A 20,620-nucleotide genomic window follows, 5' to 3' on the forward strand; every position below is an offset into this window, starting at 1 on the left:
GAAACCGGACGTACCAGACGAGGAGAGCACGGTCATGGGACAGGTACAGGCCACCACCGAGCGGGTCTACGACGCGGCCCCCGAGCGGGTCTACGAGGCGCTGGCCGACTACCAGGTGACCCGCCCCAAGCTGCTGCCGGCGCAGTACAGCGAGTACGAGGTCCGGGTCGGCGGCACCGGCGCGGGCACCCAGGTGCACTGGCGGCTCCAGGCCACCGAGAAGCGGGTGCGGGACTGCCTGTTCACCGTCTCGGCGCCGACGCCGGACCAGCTGGTGGAGAAGGACGCCAACTCCAGCATGGTGATCACCTGGACGGTCGCCGCGGCCGGTGAGGGCCGGTCGAAGGTCACCGTCTCGGCCACCTGGCAGGGTGCGGGCGGCATCGGCGGCTTCTTCGAGCGCACCTTCGCGCCGAAGGGCCTGAACCGGATCCACGACCAGATCCTGGCCAACCTGGCGGCCGAGGTCCGCTGAGACCGGGCGCGTCCGGGCCGGCCGGGGAGGGCCGCCGGCCGCCGCCCCGGGCGCCGGACCAGCAAGAAGATTCGACGGCCTCGCCCACCCGTACGACAAGCAAGCCGTACGGGTGGACGGCCGCCACCTGCGGGTGACGACGGCCCCCGGGCACGGCGGAGCCACCCTAGGCTCGCCGCCGTGCATATGACGATCCTTCACATTTCGCAGCCCGTCGACGGCGGGGTCGCCCGCGTCGTCGTCGACCTGGTCCGCGGCCAGCGCGAGGCCGGCCACCGGGTCCTGGTCGCCTGCCCGCGCGGCGGCCGGCTGGCCGAGGAGGCCGCCGCCGCCGGGGCGCTGGTCCAGGACTGGCCCGCCCGCCGCTCGCCCGGCCCGTCCGTCGCCGCCGAGGCGTGGCGGCTGCGCCGGATCGTCCGCGCCGCCGCGCCCGACATGGTCCACCTGCACAGCGCCAAGGCCGGACTGGCGGGCCGGCTGGCCATCCGGGGCGCGATGCCGACCGTGTTCCAGCCGCACGCCTGGTCGTTCGCCGCCGTGGACGGCGCGCTGGCCGCGGCCACCCTGCGCTGGGAGCGCTACGCGACCCGCTGGGCGCACCGCCTGCTCTGCGTCAGCGTCCAGGAGCGGGCGGACGGCGTCGCCGCGGGCCTGCACGCCGACTGGGCGGTGGTGCCCAACGGTGTGGACGTGCGCCACTACGCGCCCGCCGACCGCCGGGCCGCCCGGATCGCGCTCGGCCTCGACCTCGACGCGCCGCTGGCGGTCTGCGTGGGCCGGCTCTGCCGCCAGAAGGGCCAGGACGTGCTGCTCGACGCGTGGCCCGAGGTGCTGCGGCTGGTGCCGCAGGCCCGGCTGGCCCTGGTCGGCACCGGTCCGGAGGAGGCCCGGCTGGCCGCCACCGTCCGGGAGTCGGCCGAACCGTCCCGGATCCGGCTGGCCGGGGAGGTGCCGGATCCGCGGCCGTGGCTGGCTGCGGCCGATCTGGTGGTGCTGCCCTCGCGCTGGGAGGGGATGGCGCTGGCGCCGCTGGAGGCGATGGCGGCGGGCCGGCCGGTCCTGTTGACGGACGTGCCCGGAGCCCGTGAATGCCTGCCTCCGACCGAGCGGAAGTGCGCGGTCGTGCCGCCCGAGGACGCCGCCGCGCTCGCCACCCGAATGGCCGAAGCATTGTCCGACCCGATCGAGTGCGAGCGACGCGGTGCGCGCCTGCGCGAGCACGCCGTGGCGCGCCATGACGTGCGATCGGTGGTCGAACAGGTGGACGCGCTCTACCGCGATCTACTGGGCGCCGGGCCGGCGGCCGGACGCCGCCGTGCCCGTGTCCCAGAGCGGATCTGATCGTTTCACATGCCGTGAATGCCCTCCGCTGGGAGCTGTCGTATTCGCACCCTCAACCGGTTTGTGGGCGAGGGGTGAAATCGGAAATACCTATTAATGGGCGGCTGGAATGAAATGGCAAGTCAACTTCCAGCATCCAGGGCCACGTTCGGTACTGTCTGATTTTGCCTGCTTCATTTCGATTTCACGCCGGGAATTCGCGAGAGAACCGAAAGCCGCCAGCGGCAGCAGGTGCAGTCAGGACCGCGCCCACCGGGCCGGGACGGCCGCCCCGGGCCAACCGGTGCCGGGCCGCCGTCACCCCGGGCACACAGCAGGGGAGTTCGTGCGCTGATGACCATTGACCACGACAGCGTGCCACGGCCCGGTCGGCCCCTGTCCGGCCCGCGCCGGCCCGCCACCGGACTGCTCGACCGCCCCGCCAGGTCCGCACAGACCCGCAGCACCCCGGCGCTCCGCCGCCACCGCCGACCGGTCCGCTCCCGGCTCGCCCTGCCCGTCACCCTGGCCGCCGTCGACGCCTTCGCCCTGTGCACCGCCACCGGGCTCGCCAACCGGGCCCTCGACCCCGCGGTCCGGGTCGATCCGCTGCTGGGCGTGGCCGCCCTGCTCCCGCTGCTGCTCCTGCTCAACCTGGCCGGCGGCCTCTACCGGGCCCGGCTCACCCTCTCCGTCCTCGACGAGCTCCCCGCGCTGACCGTCCGGGCCGTCGTGGCCACCGCCTTCGCCGTCACCCTGGCCGGCTGCCTGGACGGCCGCTGGCCCGACACCGGCCCCGCGACCCCGGCCCGGCTGACCGCGCTGCTCGGCGCCCAGCTGCTGCTCGCCGTCTGCGGCCGGACGCTGCTCTTCCACCTGGTCCGCCGGATCCGCCGCAGCCGGCCCAGCCCCGTACTGGTCCTCGGCGCCGGCCGGCTCGGCCGCCGGGTCGCCGAGGCCCTCAGGGAGCGCGGCGAGTACGGCATGCGCCCGGTCGGCTTCCTCGACCCGGACCCGCCGCTGCTGGCCGGCGACACCGACCTGCCGGTGCTCGGCGGCCGCGAGGTGCTGGAGCGCGAGGTCCGCCGTCACCGGATCCACCACGTCGTCGCCACCGCGGGCGCCGCCGACGAGGCCGAGACCGCCGCCGCCCTGCGCGACGCCGCCCGGCTCGGCTGCCAGGTCTGGCTGGTGCCCGCGCTGCGCGAGTACGGCTCCCTGGAGAACGGCCACTCGACCGGCGGCGACCACCTCTGGGGCTTCCCCTGCCTGAAGGTGGACCGCCCGGCGATGCGCCGCCCCGGTTGGGCCGCCAAGCGCGCCCTGGACGTCACCGCCGCCGGCCTCGGCCTGCTCGCCCTCGCCCCCGTGCTCGCCCTGTGTGCGCTCGCCGTCCGCTTCGACACCGGCCCCGGCGTGCTCTTCCGCCAGCAGCGCACCGGGCTGGACGGCCGGGTCTTCACCGTCCTCAAGTTCCGCACCCTGCGCCCCAGCAACGAGCACGAGTCGGCGACCCGCTGGAACATCTCCCAGGACCACCGGATGGGCGCCGTCGGCAAGCTGATGCGCCGCAGCTCCCTGGACGAGCTGCCGCAGCTGTGGAACGTGCTGCGCGGCGACATGAGCCTGGTCGGCCCGCGCCCCGAGCGCCCCTACTTCGTCATGCGGTTCAGCCAGGCCTACCCCGAGTACGCGGACCGCCACCGCGTCCCGGTCGGCCTCACCGGCCTCGCCCAGGTCAACGGCCTGCGCGGGGACACCTCCATCGAGGACCGGGCCCGCTTCGACAACCGCTACATCGAGAGCTGGAGCCTCTGGCAGGACGTCAAGATCCTGTGCCGCACCGCGGCCCTGATGCTCCACCCGGACGGAAGCTGACCAGCGTGGCCCTCACCCTCGATCTCGTCCCGACGCCCGCCCGGGCGTTACACCGGACGGTCGCGGCGCTCGCCGCCCGGCCCAGCCTGCTCGCGGCCGCCACCGTGCTGCTGGTCTGCGTGCCCACCGGCGAGAAGGACGTCACCGCCGCCGTCCACGTCACCGCCGCCGACCTCGCCTCGCTGGCCCTGGTCGCGGTCACCGCCGTCGAGCTGCTGCGCGGCCGCACCCCCGCGATCGGCCGGACCGCCGCCGTGCAGTTCGGCGTGATCGTGTTCGCCGCCGCCGTCGCCACCGTCGGCTCGATCGACCCGGCCGCCAGCCTCACCGGCTTCGTCCGGCTCACCCAGGTCTTCGTCCTGGTGCCCGCCGCCGTCCTCTGCTCGCTGCGCGACCGCACCGACCGGCGGCTGGTGCTCGGCTCCTTCGTCGCCGCCGCGCTGGTCCAGGGCGTGGTCGGCGCCCACCAGTACCTCACCGGGACGGGCGCCTCCTACACCGGCCGGCCGATCCGCGCCGTCGGCACCTTCGGCGCGCTCGACATCATGGCGATGTCCACCGTGGTCAGCTACGGCCTGCTCGCGGCCCTCGCGCTGGGGCTCGCCGAGCGAGGCCCGGCCGGCCGGCCGAAGCTGCGCCGGGCGATGTTCGCGGCCGCGGCCTTCCTGGCCTTCCCGCTCGCCGTCTCGTTCAGCCGCGGCAGCTGGATCGCCACCGGCGCCGCCGCCGCCGTCCTGCTGCTGCGGGCCGACGCCCGGCTGGCGGTCCGCAGCGCCGTCCTCGGCCTGGCCGCCGCCGTCGTGCTGATCGGCGGCCTCGGCCTCGGGGCCTCCGGCGTCACCGCCCGGATCAGCTCCATCGGCTCCGTCTCGGCCGCCCCCGACCAGTCGGTGTCCGACCGCTACGACCTCTGGTCCACCGCCGGGCGCATCTGGCAGGACCACCCGGTCAGCGGCGCCGGCCCCAAGGCCTTCCAGCAACTGCGCGACAGCAACGCCCCGTTGCGGCTCTCCTCGGGCAGCGACGCGGCCGACGCCACCATCGGATTCCAGCGCGAACCGCTGCTCTCCCCGCACAACATGTACCTCCTGGTCCTCAGCGAGCAGGGGCTGATCGGCATCGTCGCCTACGCCGCGCTGTTCCTCGGTCTGCTGATCGGGTGCCTGCGCCGGGCCCGGGGCAGCGGCCTCGCGGCGCTCGCCCTGCTGGTCTGGGTCCTGGTCGACTTCCTCTACGCGGACATCGGCGGCACCACCACCGTGCTGACCTCCGTCGTCCTCGGCCTCGCCGCCCGGACCGCCGCCGGCGCCACACCGGAGGCGACCCCCCGATGACCACCGACCGGCCGACCGCGCTCACCCCGACGCTGCCGGCCCCCCGCTCCGCACCCGCCGCCGAGACCACGGCGGCCTCCCGGCGCGGCTTCCTCGCCAAGGCCTTCGGCATCACCGCCGTGCTCAGCGCCGCCGGCTCCGCCCTCGGCCTGCTCCGCGACCTGCTGCTGGCCCGCTACTTCGGCGCCAACCAGGGCACCGACGCGTTCCTGGTCGCCTGGACCGTCCCGGAGACCGCCGCACCGCTGCTGATCGAGGACGCCATGTCCTTCCTCATGGTGCCCGCCTTCGCCCTGGCCCTGGTCCTGCGGGAGGAGCACCCCGACGGGCCCGACCCGGTCCGCCAGCTGGTCCGCGCGACCCTGCCCTGGCTGCTGCTGGCGCTCACCGCGCTCTCGCTCGGCGTCGCGCTCGGCGCCCCCCAGCTGGTCGACCTGCTCGCCCCCGGCCTGGCCGACCCCGGGCTCGCCGTCACCTGCACCCGGATCACCGCCTGCACCGTGCTGCCCTTCGGCGTGGCCGGCTATCTCGCCGCCGCACTCCGGGCGCACCACAGCTTCACCGCCCCGGCCGGCATCTACGTCGCCTACAACGTCGGCATCCTCGGCGTCCTGCTCAGCTGCCAGGCGCTCTGGGGCGTCCGCTCCGCCGCGATCGGCGTCGCCCTCGGCAGCCTGCTGATGGCCGGTCTGCTGGTCGTCCCGTTCCTGCGCCGGCTGCGGTCCGGCCGCGCCGCCGCGGGCCGCCGGGCCCGCCCCGCACTCGTGCTGATCCCGCTCGCGCTGCTGCCGGTGGCCGCCTTCACGCTCACCCGGCAGGCTCAGGTCTTCATCGAGCGCTTCCTCGGCTCCGCGCTGCCGCCCGGCACCATCTCGCACCTCAACTACGCCGCCAAGGTCTCCCAACTGGCCATGACGGCGGCCATCCTGATCTGCACGGTGACCTTCCCGCTGGTCGCCCGGGCGCTCGCCGCCGGGGACCTCACCGCCGCCCGCGACCGGGTCGAGAAGGACCTCGGCCAGGCGGCCGCGGTCGTCCTGTTCGGCACCGCCTTCCTGCTGGCCTGCGCCCCCTCGGTGGTCGCCCTGCTCTTCCAGCGCGGCGCCTTCGGCACCCAGGACACCGCCGCCACCGCGGCCGTCATCCGCGTCTACAGCTTCGGACTGCCCGCGCAGGCGCTGATCGGCGTGATGATCCGCCCCTACTTCTCGCTCCGCCCGGTGGTCCGCCGCGCCGGCGACCCGAGCACCGACGACGGCGGCCGCCGGCTGCTCGACTGGTACCCGGCCGCCGCCATGGTGCTCGGCCTGGTCGTCACCGTCGCCGTCGGCCTGCTCGCCACGCCCCGCTTCGGCGCCCTCGGCCTGGCCGCCGGGAACGCGGCCGGCATCACCACCACCGCGGCGCTGCTGCTGCGCGGGCTCGTCCTGCGCGGCATCGCGCTGCGCCTGCGGCTGGTCCTCGGCGGCCACGCCCGGTTGCTGGCCGCCGCCGCCGGGGCGGCCGCCCTCGGCACCCCCGCCGCCGGACTCCCCGCCGACCCCCTGCTCTCGACGCTGCTCGGGGGCCTCACCGTGGCGCTCGCCTTCGCCGCCCTCGGCACCGGTCTCGGTGCCCGCGAGGTGCGCGGACCGGTCCTCGCCGTCGTCCGGGCCCTGTGCCCGCCATCCGTTGCCGATGAAGGGAAGCCTCCCCATGGACGCTGAACGGGGATCCGTACGGTCGGTGCTGTCGGGCGTACGCCGCTCCGGCGCGCCGGCGGCAGCCGGTCCACGGACCGAGGTGCCGCGCGCCGAGGGCCGCCGCCCGGAGGCACAGCTGCCCCGAAGTCGCCGACCCGCCACCCGGGCACCCGTCCAGGAGGCCACCTCGCCGTGGATCCTGATGTACCACTCGGTGGCCGTCGAGGAGGACGACCCGTACCAGCTGACCGTCAGCCCGGAGCGCTTCGCCGAGCAGATCGCCTGGCTGCACCGGCGCGGCCGGCGCGGCGTCTCGGTCCGCGAGCTGATGCGGGCCAGGGCCGCCGGCCGGGCCGACAACATGGTCGGCCTGACCTTCGACGACGGCTACGCGGACTTCGGCCGCTTCGCCGTACCGATTCTGCAGGCGTACGGGTTCACCGCGACCGCCTACGTGGTCGCCGACCTGCTGGGCCGGGCCAACGACTGGGACGTCAAGGGCCCGCGCAAGAAGCTGCTCACCGTCCAGGAGGTCACCGAACTCGCGGCCGCCGGCTGGGAGATCGGCTCCCACGGCCTCGGCCACCAGGCCCTGCCCGGCCTGCCCGCCGACGTCCTGGCCACCCAGACCCGGGAGAGCCGGCGCGTGCTGGAGGAGGTCGTCGGCGGTCCGGTCACCGGCTTCTGCTACCCGTACGGCGCCGTCGACCTGCCCGCCACGCTGGCCGTGCGCGACGCCGGCTACGACTACGCCTGCGCCATCGCGCACTCCCCGCTGACCGGCCGCTACGCGCTGCCCCGCTGCTACGTCGGCGACCGCGACGGCGCCTGGCGGCTGCGCGCCAAGCGCGGCCGCCACCGCCTCCGCGACACCGTCACCGAGCTGCGCCGCAACCGCCTCGCGGCACGCTCCGCGTCGAAGGGCCGGGCCGGCGCCGAGCGCGAGGAGACGCAGGGGAGCGCCGGGGCCCGGAGCACCGCGGGCGGGTCCGAGCGCCCCGCCGGGGAGCGTGCGGGCCGGCGGGGGGCCGACCGGTGAGGGTGCTGCACATCGTCACCGGTCTCGCCTCCGGCGGCGCCGAGCGCCAGCTCCAGCTGCTGCTGCGCCACCTGCCCGCGCACCAGCACTGCGAGGTGGTCGCGCTGACCAACCCCGGCACGGTGGCCACCGCGCTCCGCGCCGAGGGCGTCACCGTCCACCACCTGGCGATGCGCGGCAACCGCGACGTCGGCGCGCTGCCCCGGCTGGTCCGGCTGATCCGGTCCGGCCGCTACGACCTCGTCCACACCCACCTCTACCGGGCCGGCCTGTACGGGCGGCTGGCCGCCCGGCTGGCCGGCGTCCGGGCGGTGGTGGCCACCGAGCACTCGCTGCACGCGGGGGTGATCGAGGGCCGCCCGGTCACCCGCGGCGTCAAGGGTCTCTACCTGGCGGCCGAGCGCCTGGGCACCACCACCGTCGCGGTGTCCCGGCAGGTCGCCCAGACGCTGCACGCCTGGGGCGTGCCGCCGGGCCGGGTCGAGCTGATCCCCAACGGCATCGACGCCGCCCGCTACCGCCGTCCGGACGCCGACCGGGCCGCGGCCCGGCACCGGCTGCGCGCCGACCTCGGCCTCCCGGCGGCGAGCTGGGTGGTCGGCGGGGTCGGCCGGCTGGTGCCCGGCAAGCGGTTCCACGTCCTGCTGGAGGCGCTCGCCGGCCTCGACCCGGCCGCCCGGCTAGTGCTGGTCGGCGAGGGCCCCGAACGCGCCGCCCTGGAGCGGCGGGCCGCCGAACTCGGCGTCCGCGACCGCCTGGTCCTCACCGGCGAGCGCGACGACGTCCCCGACCTGCTGGCCGCGCTGGACGTGCTGGCCGCCCCCTCGACCGCGGAGACCTTCGGCCTCGGCGTCCTGGAGGGCCTGGCGGCCGGCCTGCCGGTCCGCCACAGCGCCTGTCCGGCCCTGGACGAACTCCCGCCGGCCGCCGCCCCGCAGGCCCGCCGGATCCCCTCCGACGCCGCCGCCTACACCACCGCGCTGCGCGAGCTGCGCCACCTCAACGACCACAGCCCCGAGCCCCTGCCCCGGCCCCCGGCGGTCGGCCACTACGACATCGTCCGGGTGGCCGCCGACCTCGGCGCCCTCTACGACCGCCTGGCACCCGCTTGAGCCGCCGGCAGCCGCCGAACCCCCGGGCCGCCGGCCGGGCGGCCCCCATATCCAAGGAGCACCCCATGTCCGAACCGCGCCGAAGCGTCCGCAGCCTGGCCCGCCGCTGGTGGCCGGTGGTCCTCGCGGTGCCGCTGGGCGCCGCCGCCGGCGCCGGGTACGCCGTCGTCGCGCACCCCTCGTACGCCGCCAACTCCTATGTGATCGTGGTGCCGGAGAACCAGGGGGAGAGCGCCTCGGCGATCAACTTCGCCCAGGCGTACGGCCGGCTGGCCGGTCAGCCCCAGGTGCTCGCGGCCGCCGCCGCCGAGACCGGGCACAGCCGCACCGAACTGGAGACCCTGGTGCACGGCACCACCTCCCCGGACGCCCCGATGATCGAGATCACCGGCACCGGCGCGCGGCCCCGGGAGGCGGTGCTGGCCGCCGACGCGGTCGCCCGGTCGCTGGTCGCCTTCGCCAACACCAGCAGCAAGGAGACCGGCGTCCGGCTGGTCCCGCTGGCCCCCGCCGCCGAGCCCGACAAGCCGACCACGCCGTCCGCGCAGCTGGACGTCGCGGTCGGCGCCGCCGCCGGGGTGCTGATCGGCGCGCTGGTCATGATGACTCGCCGCCGGGGCGGTGAGGCCGGTCCGGCCGCCGTGGCGACGCCCGGCACGGAGCCCGCCGCCCCGGTCACCCCGCGCCCGCGCGCCGAGGAGGCCGCGGCGGCCGAGGCCCCGGCCGAACCGGCCGCGGCGGAGCGGCCCGGCACCGGGCAGGCCGTCCCCGAGCAGGCCGCCCCGGCGCAGCCCACGGGCGGGAAGGCAGCCGGCGGGAAGTCGCCCGCCGAGAAGGCCTCGGCCAAGGAGAAGAGCGCCGCCGGGAGCGGTCGATGAGCACCGAGGCGCCGGCCACCACCGGTTTCCCCGCCCAGGCCGGCGCGCCCCGCTGGACCACCGAGCTGCACCGCGAGGACGATGCCCTGGACGTCCTCGCCGAGGAGTGGGACGACCTGGTCACCCGCTGCCGGACGGCCACCTTCTTCCAGGCCGCGGTCTGGCAGCGCTCCTGGTGGCGCCAGTACGGCCGCCCGGGCGACCTGCTGGTCCTGCTGGTCCGCCGGAACGGCCGGCTGGTCGGCGCGGGAGCGTTCCGGCGGCGCCCCGGCCCGCTCGGCGGGCTGACCGGCCTCGGCGACGGGCTGATCGACTTCACCGACATCCTGCTCGACGACTCCTGCGCCGATCGCGCGGCGGCCGAGTTCGCCGCGGCCCTGCCGCTCACCCGCCCCTGGCACAGCCTGGAGCTGCGCGAGGTGCACCCCGAGGCGGCCGTACAGCGGGTCTTCGAGCAGTGGCGGGGCCGGCGGCGCCGTTTCGGCGACTCGCTCTGCCAGTACCTGCCGGCCGTCCCGATGGAGCAGTTGCTCAAGCGGGTGCCCGGCAAGACCGCCCAGCGCAGCCGGGTGAAGCTCCGCAAGATCGCCGAGGCCGGGGTCGAGGTCCGTTCGACGCCCCCGGAGGAGGTGCCCGAGGCCCTGGAGGGGCTGCTCCGACTGCACTTCGAGCAGTGGCACGAGCGCGGCGTCACCCCGGAGCACCGCACCGGGCGGTTCGCCCGGCACCTCGCCGAGTCCACCACCGGCCTGGTCGCCACCGGCCGCGCCGCGGTGCACCAGTACTGGCTGGACGGCGAGCTGGTCGCGGTGAACCTGCTGCTGCTCTGCCCGTCCTTCGGCGGTCTCTACCTGTACGGCGCGCACCCCCGGCTGCGCGAGCGCCTGGACATCGCCGGTCTGCTGTTCGGGGCGGCGCTGGACGAGACGGTCGACGCCGGGATCCCGCTGCTCAGCCTGTTGCGCGGCCAGGAGCCCTACAAGCAGCGCTGGCGGCCGGACCAGCTGTTCAACCAGCGGCTGCTGTTCGGTCCGCGCGGGCCGGCGCCGGCGGCCGCCGCCCGGGCCGGCTCGGTCCGGGCCCGGCAGGTCGCGGTGCACGTCCTGCGCACCCGGCTGCCGAGGCTCAAGGAGGCGCTGGCGGCCCGCCGGCGGAGCTGAGCCCCGACCCGCCTGCGGGGCCGGCCGCCCGCCTTCAGCGCCGGGCCGGCAGCCCGCCCGGCGCGGGTGCGGCGGACGGTGAGGGCGGCGTGGAGGGCGAGGAGGACGGTGGCGCGGACGGCGAGGCCGGTGCGGAGGGGGTTCCGGAGGCGGCCGCGGCCGGCGAGGTGCCCGGCGAGCCCGACCCGGCGGCCCCCGGCTGCGGGGTGACCGCCGGGGGCGCCGGCACAGCGGTGACCGGAGCCCCCTGGGACCCGGCCATCAGCTGCTTGAACCGGCTGCTGGAGCGCGGGTTCTGCGCGCACTGCCAGAACCCGTGCGGGCAGTAGTCGGTGACCGTCTGGTAGCTGGTGTCGTGGGTGCGGATCCACTCCACCATCCGCTGCACGAACTCCGGGTTGTCGCCGTTGCGGAACAGCCCCCACTCCGGGTACGAGACCGGCTTGCCGCGCTTGGCGGCGAACTCGACCTGGTCCTGCAGCCCGTACGGCTCGCGGACGTAGTCGTCGAAGGTGGCGCCGGCGGGCTGGTCGTAGCTGTCCATGCCGATGATGTCGACCACGTCGTCGCCGGGGTAGCACTTGGTCCACGGGATCGCGTCCAGCCCCCGGTTGGGGGTGAAGTCGAAGCGGAACCGCTGACCGGGCACCGAGCGCATCACGGAGACGATCCGCCGCCAGTACGCCTTCCAGGCGGTCGGGTCGGGCTTGCAGCGGTGGGTGTAGGTGGTGCCGTTCATCTCCCAGCCGAGGGTGAGCACGGTGTCCGCCCCGCCGAGCGCCACCAGCCGGCGGGCGAGCCGCAGGAAGTGCCGGTCGAAGTCCCCCCGAGCGCCCTGGGCGAGCAGCTTGGCCACCTCGCCGTCCGGCACGGCGGCCTCGCTGGGCACCAGCATCGGGACGCCGAGGATCAGCATCCGGGAGGGGTCGGCCAGCCGCCACTGCGACCACATGCCGAGCACCACCGGCTCGCCCTCGACGTCCGCCCAGCTGTTGCCGGCCAGATAGGTGTGGCCGACCTGCACGTTGGCGTTGTTCAGCCACTGCGCGTAGCGGCCCAGCTGGGGGATGTACTTGTCCCACGAGCCGACGAAGGCGCCGAACGGGGCCTCGTGCCTCGGCCGCTGGACGACCGGCCGGGGGGCGGCGCCGCGGGGCTGGAACGCGTCCGAGGAGAGGGCGTGCCGTTCGGTCTGGCTGAGCGGGGTCCCGGTGGGGACGCTCGCGGTGGTCAGCATCAGCAGGGCGGCGGCAGCCAGCGTCAGGCGGCCGAGTCGCATGGTCTCTCCTCCGGCGTCACGGGGCGGGGGCAGCGGGACGGACCGTGATACCCCGCTCGCAGACAGTAGGCCCCGCAGGCGTCGGAAAAGCCGAATGTCACCCTAAAGTGGGCGGTATTCGAACGCCGTCTGCCGCAACGTGCCGTGTATCACCTCTGTAACAGTCCGGACGGCCCTGGAGGCCGTACCGCGGCCGCCCGCCCAGAGCGCCTCCCGGGCGGCCGCGGGTCCGACGGCGCAGGTGGGCGGGCGGATCCGGCGAAGGGCGCGAATCGGCCGGCCGCGCCCGCGCCGCCCCGCCGTCCGGCCGGGTCCGGCTGACTCGTGACGGTGTCGAAAGGTACGCTCCGCCCGTGTCCTGGAAGCCGCTGCGTGTCCTCACCCCCCGATCGATCCTCCCTGCCCTGGCGGTCCTGCTGGTCCTTGTGGCGGGCGCGGCCGCGCATGCCAACAAGCCGGTGCCGTTCGGTGACCGGGTGGCCGGGCCGGGCGGCGCGGACGCCAGCCCGGTCAACTCGCAGTCGTTGGGCGCGGACGGTCTGGAGCTGAAGGTGGGCCCCGGCCTGGAGGCCTACAACCGGGACACCGGCGAGCCCGCCTGGTCCTACCGCCGGGAGGGCGCCACCGCGCTGTACCTGGCGATGGCGGGCGAGAACGCCGTGGTGGTCTGGGACGACGGCCTGGTCACCTCGGTGCGCCCCGGTGACCACGAGGTGCGCTGGCACCGCGCGGTACCCGGCCTGGCGGACTGGATGAGCGGCCAGGGCGAGCCGGGCGCCGAGAAGCGGACCGACGAGCAGCGCAGGCAGCTCCAGCGGGAGCGCGCCGCGGCGGCCCTGCACACCGTCCAGCAGTCCGCGCCCTGGGTGGCCGTGGTCACCCCCGAGCTGACCATGGGCTTCCGCGACGCCGACGGTGACCTCCGCTACAACTCCAAGCCGGCCGGCAACTGCGTCTACGACCCGACCCGCACGGTGGGCACCGACTTCGCGGTGCTCGTGCCGCGCAGCTGCGCCAACAGCACCGGCCAGCCGGTCTCCGGCGGCATCACCGGCTACCGGCTGGACAGCACCGGCTGGCAGCTGGCCGCCGGCCCGGGGGTGTCGCTGAAGGCCCTGGACGGCCGCCGGGTGCTGATCTCGGACGGTCCGATCGTCGGCCCCAAGGTGTTCGACACCCAGGCGGCGGCCCCCGAGGCGGCCTGCGGCAGCCCGGCCGAGCCCTTCGCCGCCGTCCGCCCGCAGGGCAGCTGCGACGCCGCGGAGGACGCCCCGCAGTCCTGAGACCGGTACCCCGGCGGTAAAAGCCTCCGGGCCCCGTCACGGGGCCCGGTAGACTTGCTGTCATGGCTGTTCTCTCCGGGCACTAGCGGACGAGCGGCGCCGCCCCGGGCGGTCCGCCGGTCTGCCGACGTCGCCCCCTTCCGCTGCCCCGGCCCTGTGCCATGCCCAGGCGCCCGCCCACGTCCCAGGAGTAGTCCCAGCCATGATTTCCGCCAACGCCCTTGAGCTGCGCGCCGGTGCCCGCATCCTGATCGAGTCCGCGAGCTTCAAGGTCGCCCCGGGCGACCGGATCGGTCTGGTCGGGCGCAACGGCGCCGGGAAGACCACGCTCACCAAGGTGCTGGCCGGCGAGGGCCTGCCGGCCTCGGGCACGGTCACCCGCTCCGGTGAGGTCGGCTACCTCCCGCAGGACCCGCGCACCGGTGACCTCGACGTCCTCGCCAAGGACCGCATCCTCTCCGCCCGCGGCCTCGACAGCGTGCTGAAGAAGATGCGCGAGAACGAGGAGCGGATGGCGAACGGCAAGGGCGCCACCCGGGACAACGCGATGAAGAAGTACTCGCGCCTGGAGACGGAGTTCCTCACCAAGGGCGGGTACGCAGCCGAGGCCGAGGCCGCCACCATCGCCGCCGCGCTGGGCCTGCCGGACCGCATCCTCGAACAGCAGCTGCACACCCTCTCCGGTGGTCAGCGCCGCCGCGTCGAGCTGGCCCGGATCCTCTTCTCGGACTCCGACGTGCTGCTGCTCGACGAGCCCACCAACCACCTCGACGCCGACTCGATCGCCTGGCTGCGGGACTTCCTGAAGACCTACAAGGGCGGCTTCATCGTCATCTCGCACGATGTCGAGCTGGTCGAGACGGTCGTCAACAAGGTCTTCTACCTGGACGCCAACCGCTCCGCGATCGACGTCTACAACATGGGCTGGAAGCAGTACCAGCAGCAGCGCGAGGACGACGAGAAGCGCCGCAAGCGCGAGCGGGCCAACGCGGAGAAGAAGGCCGCGACCCTGAACGCGCAGGCCGACAAGATGCGTGCCAAGGCGACCAAGACGGTGGCCGCGCAGAACATGGCCCGCCGTGCGGAGAAGCTGCTGTCCGGCCTGGAGCAGGTCCGGCTGAACGACAAGGTCGCCAAGCTGCGCTTCCCGGACCCGGCGCCCTGCGGGAAGACCCCGCTGACCGCCGCCGACCTCTCCAAGTCCTACGGCTCGCTGGAGATCTTCACCGGCGTGGACCTGGCCATCGACCGCGGCTCGCGGGTCGTGGTGCTGGGCCTCAACGGCGCGGGCAAGACCACCCTGCTGCGGATGCTGGCCGGGGTGGAGAAGCCGGACACCGGCGAGGTGATCCCGGGCCACGGCCTGAAGATCGGCTACTACGCCCAGGAGCACGAGACCCTGGACCCGGAGCGCACGGTGCTGGAGAACATGCGCTCCTCGGCGCCCGACACCGACCTGGTCCAGATCCGCAAGATCCTCGGCTCCTTCCTGTTCTCCGGCGACGACGTCGACAAGCCGGCCGGGGTGCTCTCCGGTGGTGAGAAGACCAGGCTGGCGCTGGCCTCGCTGGTGGTCTCCAGTGCCAACGTGCTGCTGCTCGACGAGCCCACCAACAACCTCGACCCGGCCAGCCGCGAGGAGATCCTGGGCGCGCTGCGCGAGTTCAGCGGCGCGGTCGTGCTGGTGACCCACGACGAGGGCGCGGTCGACGCGCTCCAGCCGGAGCGGATCATCCTGCTGCCGGACGGCGTGGAGGACCTCTGGAGCCCGGCCTACAACGACCTGGTCTCGCTCGCCTGATCCGGCTCCCTTGATCCGGCCCGGCCTCCGCCGGCCTGGAGTAGACGCCTCGTCCACTTTTCGGACCAGAAAGACTAGTACTTACGGCGTGTCCGGGAATGAAGAGGTCCGGGATTCCGTTTGAGAAGCTTCCGTCGGCCCGCCACTCGATCGTGGTCGGGCCGACGCTGCTGATCAGCTCTTTCGCGCCGAATGGCGGTATCGCCCCGGGGGCGTGCACTCTGCGTGAGCGCCCTTGTGCGCTCGGATCACCACCGACGGAACGCGCATTCCCGGCATCGACCTTGTCGAATGGGTGGCCAGGAGGCTGTGGATGGGTGATCATGGGAATCTGACCGAGCAACGCTACGAGGAGGCACGGGTGGCCGAGACTCTGAAAAAGGGCAGCCGGGTGACCGGTGCCGCGCGTGAGAAGCTCGCGGCCGATCTCAAGAAGAAGTACGACTCCGGGGCGAGCATTCGCGCTCTCGCGGAGGAGACCGGTCGCTCGTACGGCTTCGTGCACCGGATGCTGAGCGAGTCCGGAGTGATCCTCCGGGGCCGCGGCGGTGCCACGCGGGGCAAGAACAAAGCTACTGCTGGAGCCAGCTCCTGACGGTCCGTCAGTTCTTCGACGGATGACTCGGCGGCAGGGCGCGGGCCGGATGGACGACGTCGGTCGTCCGCCTCCGGTCGGAGCGAACCGGCCGCCGATCGTCATGCCCGCCGCCGTCCGTCCGGGCCCGGCCCGGACCCGTCCGAAACACTGGGCGCCGCTGCCCTGCCGCAGCGCGCCCAGTTTTGTTACTCTCCGGTAGCCAAGTCCCTCGCCACCGGAGGTCCCCGCATGACCGCCCCCGCCACCGACCCGCAGGCCCCGAGCTGGGAGCAGGACGGCGTCCGCCTGGAGATCGACGGCGAACTCGCCGTCGTCACCCTCTGTCAGCCCGAACGGCGCAACGCCCAGTCGCCCGCGATGTGGCGCGCGCTGGCCGCAGTCGGCCGGGAGCTGCCCGGCGCCGTCCGGGTGGTGCTCCTGCGCGCCGAGGGCCTCTCCTTCTCGGCCGGCCTGGACCGCGCGATGTTCACCCCCGAGGGGATCCCCGGCGAGGTCACCTTCCTCCAGCTGGCCGCCGCCGAGGACAAGGACCTCGACGACACCATCGCGTACTACCAGGAGGCCTTCTCCTGGTGGCGCCGGCCCGACGTGGTCACGATCGCCGCCGTCCAGGGCCACGCCGTCGGCGCCGGCTTCCAGCTCGCCCTCGGCTGCGACCTGCGCGTGGTCGCCGACGACGCCCGGTTCGCCATGAAGGAGACCTCGCTCGGTCTCGTCCCCGACCTGGCCGGTACCAAGCCGCTCACCGAGCTCGTCGGCTACGCCCGGGCGCTGGAGATCTGCGCGACCGGCCGCTGGGTCGGCGCCGAGGAGGCCACCGCGATCGGGCTGGCCAACCTGGCCGTCCCCGGCGCGGAGCTGGACGCCGCCGCCCGCGACCTCGCCGCCGCGCTGCTCGCCGCCCCGCGCAGCGCCGTCATCGAGACCAAGGCGCTGCTCCAGGGTGCGGGCGGACGCTCGTACGACGAGCAGCGTTCGGCCGAACGGGCGGCACAGGCTCGCCGCCTGCGCGATCTGGCCGGCATCGGCGACTGACCGCACGAGCACGCCGAAGGCCCGGCTCCGGGGGACCGCCCCCGGAGCCGGGCCTTCGGCGTCGCGGCTCCCCCGGTCGCCGCTCCGGGGGCGCGAATCGTGGCGAAATGCCAGAGTTGGAGCGATTTGCGATATAGCTGGAGCCGTACGACGGGAGAACCACCCATGCCTGACACTCCGACGCCCGCCACCATGCACAAGAGCCCGTCCGCCGCGCCCGGACCGGTCGCCCCGGCGGCCGACACCGGCCGGGGGGTGACCGACCGCGGCCGTACCGCCCTGGCCGTCGGTGTGGTCGAGAAGATCGCCGGTATGGCCGCCCGCGAGGTGTCCGGCATCCACGCCCTCGGCTCCGGCCTGTCCCGGACCTTCGGCGCGATGCGCGACCGGGTGCCCGGCGGCAAGTCCGCCGTCGGGCGAGGGATCAAGGCCGAGGTGGGGGAGAAGCAGACCGCCATCGACATCGCCCTGGTCGTCGAGTACGGCGTGGTCATCCCCGAACTGGCCCGTCAGGTACGGGAGAACATCATCGACGCGGTGGAGCGGATGACCGGCCTGGAGGTCGTCGAGGTCAACATCGCGGTCAACGACGTCCATCTGCCCGACGAGCCGGACGTCGAGGAGGAGGAAGAGGAGAGCGTCCCCTCCGGACAGCGGCCCAAGTTGAAGTAGCCCCGTCGGGGGACAGCAGCAGTGGAAGACGAGGAGTAGCGGATGAACCTGGCCATTGTCGGCCTGGTGGTGGGTATGGCCCTCGGCTTCGCCGGCTATTTCGGCGGCTTCGCGGCGTTCCTGCTGGTGGCCGCGCTGGGCGTGGTCGGCTTCGTGGTCGGGCGCCTGCTGGAGGGCGACATCGAGATCGGTGATCTCGGTGACCTGCTGCGCGGCCGCGACCGGCGCCGCTGATGGCGTCCCCCGTCACCCCTGCCACCTCGGCCACCTCCACCACCGCGGTCACCCCCGCCGCCCGCCGCCGCGAGCCCGGCGTCCGCGGGCGGCTGCGGGTGGCCGACCGGGTCTACGCCCGGATCGCCGCCCGGGCCGCCCGTGAGGCGCTCGACGACGCGTGGCGCGGCCGGACGGAGCGGGGTGCGCCGCCGAAGGTCTCGGTCGCCGTGCCGGGCAGCACCGTCACCGTCCGGGTCTCCGTCGAGCTGCCGTTCCCCGCCGACCTCGCCGCGCTCGCCCGGGCCGTCCGGGAGCGGATCGCCGCGCAGGTCGGCGGTCTGACCGGGACGCGGGTCGGCGAGGTGGTGGTGGTCGTCGAACGACTGGTCACCGGGGGGCCGCGGTGACGACCGGGCCGACACCGGACGCCGTTGCGCCGGGCGCTGTCCCGCCGGGGTCGTCGCCGCCTGGTTCGGGTGGGTCGGGCGCTGTCCCGCCGGGGTCGTCGCCGCCTGGTTCGGGTGGGTCGGGCGCTGTCCCGCCGGGGTCGTCGCCGCCTGGTTCGGGTGGGTCGGGTGCTCTCCCGCCGGGGTCGTCGCCGCCTGGTTCGGGTGGGTCGGGCGCTGTCCCGCCGGGGTCGTCGCCGCCGGGTTTGAGTGGGGCGAGTGCTCTCCCGCCGGAGGCCGGCGAGCCCGAGCCGGTCATGGTCAAGGTGCCCCGGCTGCGGGCCCCCCGCACGGTCGCCGCCGTAGTCGTCGCCACCGTCGTGCTGGTGGTCGGCGCCGCACTGCTCTACGACGTGATCGCCGTGCGCACCGGGCACGCCGCCCGCCGCTGGCGGGCCGAGGTCGCGGACGAACTGGCCACCCGCCACCTGGACGACCCCTGGGTGCTCGTCGGCGCCGGGGCGGCCGTCCTGCTCGGGGCCTGGCTGCTCTGGCTCGCCCTCGCCCCCGGGCTGCGCCGCTGGCTGCCGCTGCGCCCGCTCGGCGGGACCTCCGCCGCCATCGACCGCGCCGGCGTCGGCACCCTCCTGCACGACCGGGCGGCCGGACTGCCGGGCATCGAGCACCTCACCGTCCGGGTCAACCGCCGCCGGGTGAAGGCGGTGCTCACGGGCCCGGCCGACCCGGCCTCGGTGCAGCGACAGCTGCGCGCGGAGCTCGGGAAGATCAGCCTGGCCCGGCCGCTGCGCCTCGACGTCCGGGCGAAGCGGGGCGGGGGCGGCGCGGGCGACGGCGCCGTGCCCGGGCCGCCGGACGGCGCCGCGGCGGTCCCGGGCACGCCGGCGGCCGACGGGGTCGGCGGGGTCGGATGAGCGGGACACCGCCCGGAGCCGGGCGGCGGAGGACGGACACGCGGGTGAAGGTCGGACGAGGAGGGGTGGTGATGGTGCGGTGAGTCGGTCCACCGTCAACCGGGTGCTGCTGGGCGCCGCCGCCGTGCTGCTGCTGGCGGTCGGCCTGCTGGTGCTGGCCGGCGGGCTCGACCTCTACGCACGGCTGGGGGTGGACCCGCCGAGCCGGTGGCCGCTCACCTCGCCGGACCAGCCGGTGGTCAGCTCCAGCTCGCGGACCCGCTGGTCCGACGAGACGTGGTGGTGGCCGGCCGTGACCGCCGGGCTGGTCCTGGTCGTCCTCGGTACCGGCTGGTGGCTCTTCGCCCAGCTGCGCCGCAGCGGCCCGGCGACCGTCGTCCTCCCCACGCCGGGGGTGGGCGGACTGCGGCTGCGGCTGCGCACCCGGGCCCTGGAGGAGGCGCTGGAGACCGGGACGGTGGCCCTTCCGGAGGTCGAACGGGTCAGCGTCCGGCTGCTGCGGGGCTCCGGTCGGCAGCGGCTGCGGGCGGCCGTGCGGCTGACCCCGGGCGGTGATCCGGCGGAGCTGGTGGAGCACTTCGAGACCGGCCCGCGCGGTGACGCCCGCGCCAGCCTCGGCCTGGCCGAGCTGCCCGCCGAACTCCGGGTGCGGGTGCAGGCGGCGAAGCCGGCCGCCGCGCGCGGGCGCGGCGGCCGGCGCCGGCGTCCGCGGGTCGACTAGCCGCCCGCGACCGGCTCCGGCGGGTGGCTCAGAGCCCGCGCAGGGCGCCGCCGTCGACCGGGATCATCACACCGGTCAGATAGGAGGCGGCGGGGGAGAGCGCGAAGGCGGCGACCTTCCCGAACTCCGCCGGGGTGCCGTAGCGGCGGAGCGGGATGCCGGCGCTGTTGCGGGCCCGGGCGGCGGCGGGGTCGCCGCCGAGGGCGTCCAGTTCGCGGACCCGGTCGGTGTCGATCCTGGCCGGGAGCAGGCCGACCACCCGGATCCCGCGCGGGCCCAGCTCGTCGGCGAGCGACTTGGCGGCCATCGCCAGGCCCGGCCGCAGCCCGTTGGAGATGCCCAGGCCGGGGATCGGCTCGCGGACCGAACCGGAGAGCACGAAGCCGATCACACCGCCCTCGCCGAGCGCCTCGGCCGCGGCCCGGGCCAGCCGCAGGGCGCCGAGGAAGACCGACTCGAAGGCGCCGCGCCAGGCCTCCTCGGGGGCGGCGCTCACCGGGCCGGGCGGCGGGCCGCCGACGCTGATCAGCACGCCGTCCAGCCGGCCGAAGCGCTCCACGGCCGCGCCGAGCAGCCGCCCGGCGGTCTCCGGGTCCGCGTTGTCGGCGACCAGGCCGTGCGCCGCGCCGCTGCCGCCGAGGGCGTCGAGCTCGGCCACCGCCGCGTCGACGGACTCCTTGTTCCGCCCGCTGACCAGCACCCGGGCGCCGTCGCCGGCGAGCTCGCGGGCGGCCGCCAGGCCGAGGCCCCGGGTGGCGCCGGTGACCACGTACACCGTGTCCTTCAGTCCAAGATCCATGGCTCCCATCCTGCCGGGTC

20 protein-coding genes are annotated in these 20,620 nt (G+C 75.2%); 18 read left to right on the top strand and 2 right to left on the bottom strand.

Annotation, left to right across the window (positions count from 1 at the left end; translation table 11 throughout):
• Positions 1-34: 34 nt before the first annotated feature.
• From ACIF6L_RS22840 to ACIF6L_RS22880, 9 genes are all read left to right on the top strand, one after another.
• The gene (locus tag ACIF6L_RS22840) at positions 35-475 is read left to right on the top strand and encodes an SRPBCC family protein (protein WP_359834569.1); all 441 of its coding nucleotides are present in this window, start codon (positions 35-37) and stop codon (positions 473-475) included.
• 186 nt (positions 476-661) lie between these two features.
• Positions 662-1,816: a glycosyltransferase gene (locus tag ACIF6L_RS22845; RefSeq protein ID WP_396490063.1), complete on the top strand. Its 1,155-nt coding sequence runs from the start codon at positions 662-664 to the stop codon at positions 1,814-1,816.
• A 333-nt stretch (positions 1,817-2,149) separates the two neighbouring features.
• Positions 2,150-3,673 (top strand): exopolysaccharide biosynthesis polyprenyl glycosylphosphotransferase, encoded by a 1,524-nt coding sequence (locus ACIF6L_RS22850; RefSeq protein WP_329490108.1) that lies wholly within the window; start codon positions 2,150-2,152, stop codon positions 3,671-3,673.
• Positions 3,674-3,678: 5 nt separating this feature from the next.
• On the top strand, positions 3,679-5,007 hold the full coding sequence (locus ACIF6L_RS22855; protein WP_359804362.1) for an O-antigen ligase family protein: 1,329 nt from the start codon (positions 3,679-3,681) through the stop codon (positions 5,005-5,007).
• On the top strand, positions 5,004-6,713 hold the full coding sequence (locus ACIF6L_RS22860; protein ID WP_396490066.1) for a lipid II flippase MurJ: 1,710 nt from the start codon (positions 5,004-5,006) through the stop codon (positions 6,711-6,713). Before ACIF6L_RS22855 ends, ACIF6L_RS22860 begins: the two co-directional genes overlap by 4 nt.
• The gene (locus ACIF6L_RS22865) at positions 6,703-7,728 is read left to right on the top strand and encodes a polysaccharide deacetylase family protein (protein WP_396490068.1); all 1,026 of its coding nucleotides are present in this window, start codon (positions 6,703-6,705) and stop codon (positions 7,726-7,728) included. Before ACIF6L_RS22860 ends, ACIF6L_RS22865 begins: the two co-directional genes overlap by 11 nt.
• Positions 7,725-8,840 (top strand): glycosyltransferase, encoded by a 1,116-nt coding sequence (locus ACIF6L_RS22870; protein WP_352288332.1) that lies wholly within the window; start codon positions 7,725-7,727, stop codon positions 8,838-8,840. Before ACIF6L_RS22865 ends, ACIF6L_RS22870 begins: the two co-directional genes overlap by 4 nt.
• Positions 8,841-8,905: 65 nt before the next feature.
• On the top strand, positions 8,906-9,718 hold the full coding sequence (locus ACIF6L_RS22875) for a Wzz/FepE/Etk N-terminal domain-containing protein (RefSeq protein ID WP_396490070.1): 813 nt from the start codon (positions 8,906-8,908) through the stop codon (positions 9,716-9,718).
• Positions 9,715-10,878, top strand: coding sequence for a GNAT family N-acetyltransferase (locus ACIF6L_RS22880; RefSeq protein ID WP_396490072.1), 1,164 nt, complete (start codon positions 9,715-9,717; stop codon positions 10,876-10,878). The genes ACIF6L_RS22875 and ACIF6L_RS22880 overlap by 4 nt, the downstream gene beginning before the upstream one ends.
• 34 nt (positions 10,879-10,912) lie before the next feature.
• On the opposite strand, the gene ACIF6L_RS22885 is transcribed toward ACIF6L_RS22880, so the two are convergent.
• Complete coding sequence (locus ACIF6L_RS22885) at positions 10,913-12,157, bottom strand: glycoside hydrolase family 26 protein (RefSeq protein ID WP_396490074.1); 1,245 nt, start codon at positions 12,155-12,157, stop codon at positions 10,913-10,915.
• 353 nt (positions 12,158-12,510) lie between these two features.
• Between ACIF6L_RS22885 and ACIF6L_RS22890 the strand changes: the two genes are divergently transcribed.
• The 9 genes from ACIF6L_RS22890 to ACIF6L_RS22930 all read left to right on the top strand — a co-directional run bounded on the left by ACIF6L_RS22890 (position 12,511) and on the right by ACIF6L_RS22930 (position 19,801).
• Positions 12,511-13,440 carry a hypothetical protein gene (locus ACIF6L_RS22890; protein WP_329490116.1) on the top strand — a complete coding sequence of 310 codons (930 nt, stop codon included), beginning with the start codon at positions 12,511-12,513 and terminating at the stop codon, positions 13,438-13,440.
• A 202-nt stretch (positions 13,441-13,642) separates the two neighbouring features.
• Positions 13,643-15,241, top strand: coding sequence for an ABC-F family ATP-binding cassette domain-containing protein (locus tag ACIF6L_RS22895; protein ID WP_329490117.1), 1,599 nt, complete (start codon positions 13,643-13,645; stop codon positions 15,239-15,241).
• Between the two features lie 361 nt (positions 15,242-15,602).
• Positions 15,603-15,836 carry a helix-turn-helix domain-containing protein gene (locus ACIF6L_RS22900; protein ID WP_049658450.1) on the top strand — a complete coding sequence of 78 codons (234 nt, stop codon included), beginning with the start codon at positions 15,603-15,605 and terminating at the stop codon, positions 15,834-15,836.
• A gap of 231 nt (positions 15,837-16,067) precedes the next feature.
• Positions 16,068-16,874 carry an enoyl-CoA hydratase/isomerase family protein gene (locus tag ACIF6L_RS22905; RefSeq protein WP_352288345.1) on the top strand — a complete coding sequence of 269 codons (807 nt, stop codon included), beginning with the start codon at positions 16,068-16,070 and terminating at the stop codon, positions 16,872-16,874.
• Positions 16,875-17,039: 165 nt separating this feature from the next.
• Positions 17,040-17,546: an Asp23/Gls24 family envelope stress response protein gene (locus ACIF6L_RS22910; protein WP_359834588.1), complete on the top strand. Its 507-nt coding sequence runs from the start codon at positions 17,040-17,042 to the stop codon at positions 17,544-17,546.
• A gap of 42 nt (positions 17,547-17,588) precedes the next feature.
• Entirely contained in the window at positions 17,589-17,780 is a 192-nt protein-coding gene (locus ACIF6L_RS22915) for a hypothetical protein (RefSeq protein WP_329490120.1), read from the top strand.
• Positions 17,780-18,169, top strand: coding sequence for a hypothetical protein (locus ACIF6L_RS22920; RefSeq protein WP_359804354.1), 390 nt, complete (start codon positions 17,780-17,782; stop codon positions 18,167-18,169). Before ACIF6L_RS22915 ends, ACIF6L_RS22920 begins: the two co-directional genes overlap by 1 nt.
• A gap of 296 nt (positions 18,170-18,465) precedes the next feature.
• Entirely contained in the window at positions 18,466-19,080 is a 615-nt protein-coding gene (locus ACIF6L_RS22925) for a DUF6286 domain-containing protein (protein ID WP_396490077.1), read from the top strand.
• A 79-nt stretch (positions 19,081-19,159) separates the two neighbouring features.
• The gene (locus ACIF6L_RS22930; protein WP_329490123.1) at positions 19,160-19,801 is read left to right on the top strand and encodes an alkaline shock response membrane anchor protein AmaP; all 642 of its coding nucleotides are present in this window, start codon (positions 19,160-19,162) and stop codon (positions 19,799-19,801) included.
• A 28-nt stretch (positions 19,802-19,829) separates the two neighbouring features.
• On the opposite strand, the gene ACIF6L_RS22935 is transcribed toward ACIF6L_RS22930, so the two are convergent.
• A complete protein-coding gene (locus ACIF6L_RS22935) occupies positions 19,830-20,600 on the bottom strand; it encodes an SDR family oxidoreductase (protein ID WP_396490078.1) in 771 nt (256 codons plus the stop codon).
• Between the last annotated feature and the right edge of the window lie 20 nt (positions 20,601-20,620).

It is taken from the genome of Kitasatospora sp. NPDC086009 (genome assembly GCF_044540385.1).
Classification (GTDB): Bacteria; Actinomycetota; Actinomycetes; order Streptomycetales; family Streptomycetaceae; genus Kitasatospora.

Excerpts from the sequence above, each read along its gene's own strand:
- ACIF6L_RS22840 (WP_359834569.1), top strand. The coding sequence starts at position 35 with ATGGGACAGGTACAGGCCACCACCGAGCGGGTCTACGACGCGGCCCCC.
- ACIF6L_RS22845 (WP_396490063.1), top strand. The coding sequence starts at position 662 with ATGACGATCCTTCACATTTCGCAGCCCGTCGACGGCGGGGTCGCCCGC.
- ACIF6L_RS22850 (WP_329490108.1), top strand. The coding sequence starts at position 2,150 with ATGACCATTGACCACGACAGCGTGCCACGGCCCGGTCGGCCCCTGTCC.
- ACIF6L_RS22860 (WP_396490066.1), top strand. The coding sequence starts at position 5,004 with ATGACCACCGACCGGCCGACCGCGCTCACCCCGACGCTGCCGGCCCCC.
- ACIF6L_RS22865 (WP_396490068.1), top strand. The coding sequence starts at position 6,703 with ATGGACGCTGAACGGGGATCCGTACGGTCGGTGCTGTCGGGCGTACGC.
- ACIF6L_RS22875 (WP_396490070.1), top strand. The coding sequence starts at position 8,906 with ATGTCCGAACCGCGCCGAAGCGTCCGCAGCCTGGCCCGCCGCTGGTGG.
- ACIF6L_RS22880 (WP_396490072.1), top strand. The coding sequence starts at position 9,715 with ATGAGCACCGAGGCGCCGGCCACCACCGGTTTCCCCGCCCAGGCCGGC.
- ACIF6L_RS22885 (WP_396490074.1), bottom strand. The coding sequence starts at position 12,157 with ATGCGACTCGGCCGCCTGACGCTGGCTGCCGCCGCCCTGCTGATGCTG.
- ACIF6L_RS22895 (WP_329490117.1), top strand. The coding sequence starts at position 13,643 with ATGATTTCCGCCAACGCCCTTGAGCTGCGCGCCGGTGCCCGCATCCTG.
- ACIF6L_RS22905 (WP_352288345.1), top strand. The coding sequence starts at position 16,068 with ATGACCGCCCCCGCCACCGACCCGCAGGCCCCGAGCTGGGAGCAGGAC.
- ACIF6L_RS22910 (WP_359834588.1), top strand. The coding sequence starts at position 17,040 with ATGCCTGACACTCCGACGCCCGCCACCATGCACAAGAGCCCGTCCGCC.
- ACIF6L_RS22915 (WP_329490120.1), top strand. The coding sequence starts at position 17,589 with ATGAACCTGGCCATTGTCGGCCTGGTGGTGGGTATGGCCCTCGGCTTC.
- ACIF6L_RS22920 (WP_359804354.1), top strand. The coding sequence starts at position 17,780 with ATGGCGTCCCCCGTCACCCCTGCCACCTCGGCCACCTCCACCACCGCG.
- ACIF6L_RS22925 (WP_396490077.1), top strand. The coding sequence starts at position 18,466 with ATGGTCAAGGTGCCCCGGCTGCGGGCCCCCCGCACGGTCGCCGCCGTA.
- ACIF6L_RS22935 (WP_396490078.1), bottom strand. The coding sequence starts at position 20,600 with ATGGATCTTGGACTGAAGGACACGGTGTACGTGGTCACCGGCGCCACC.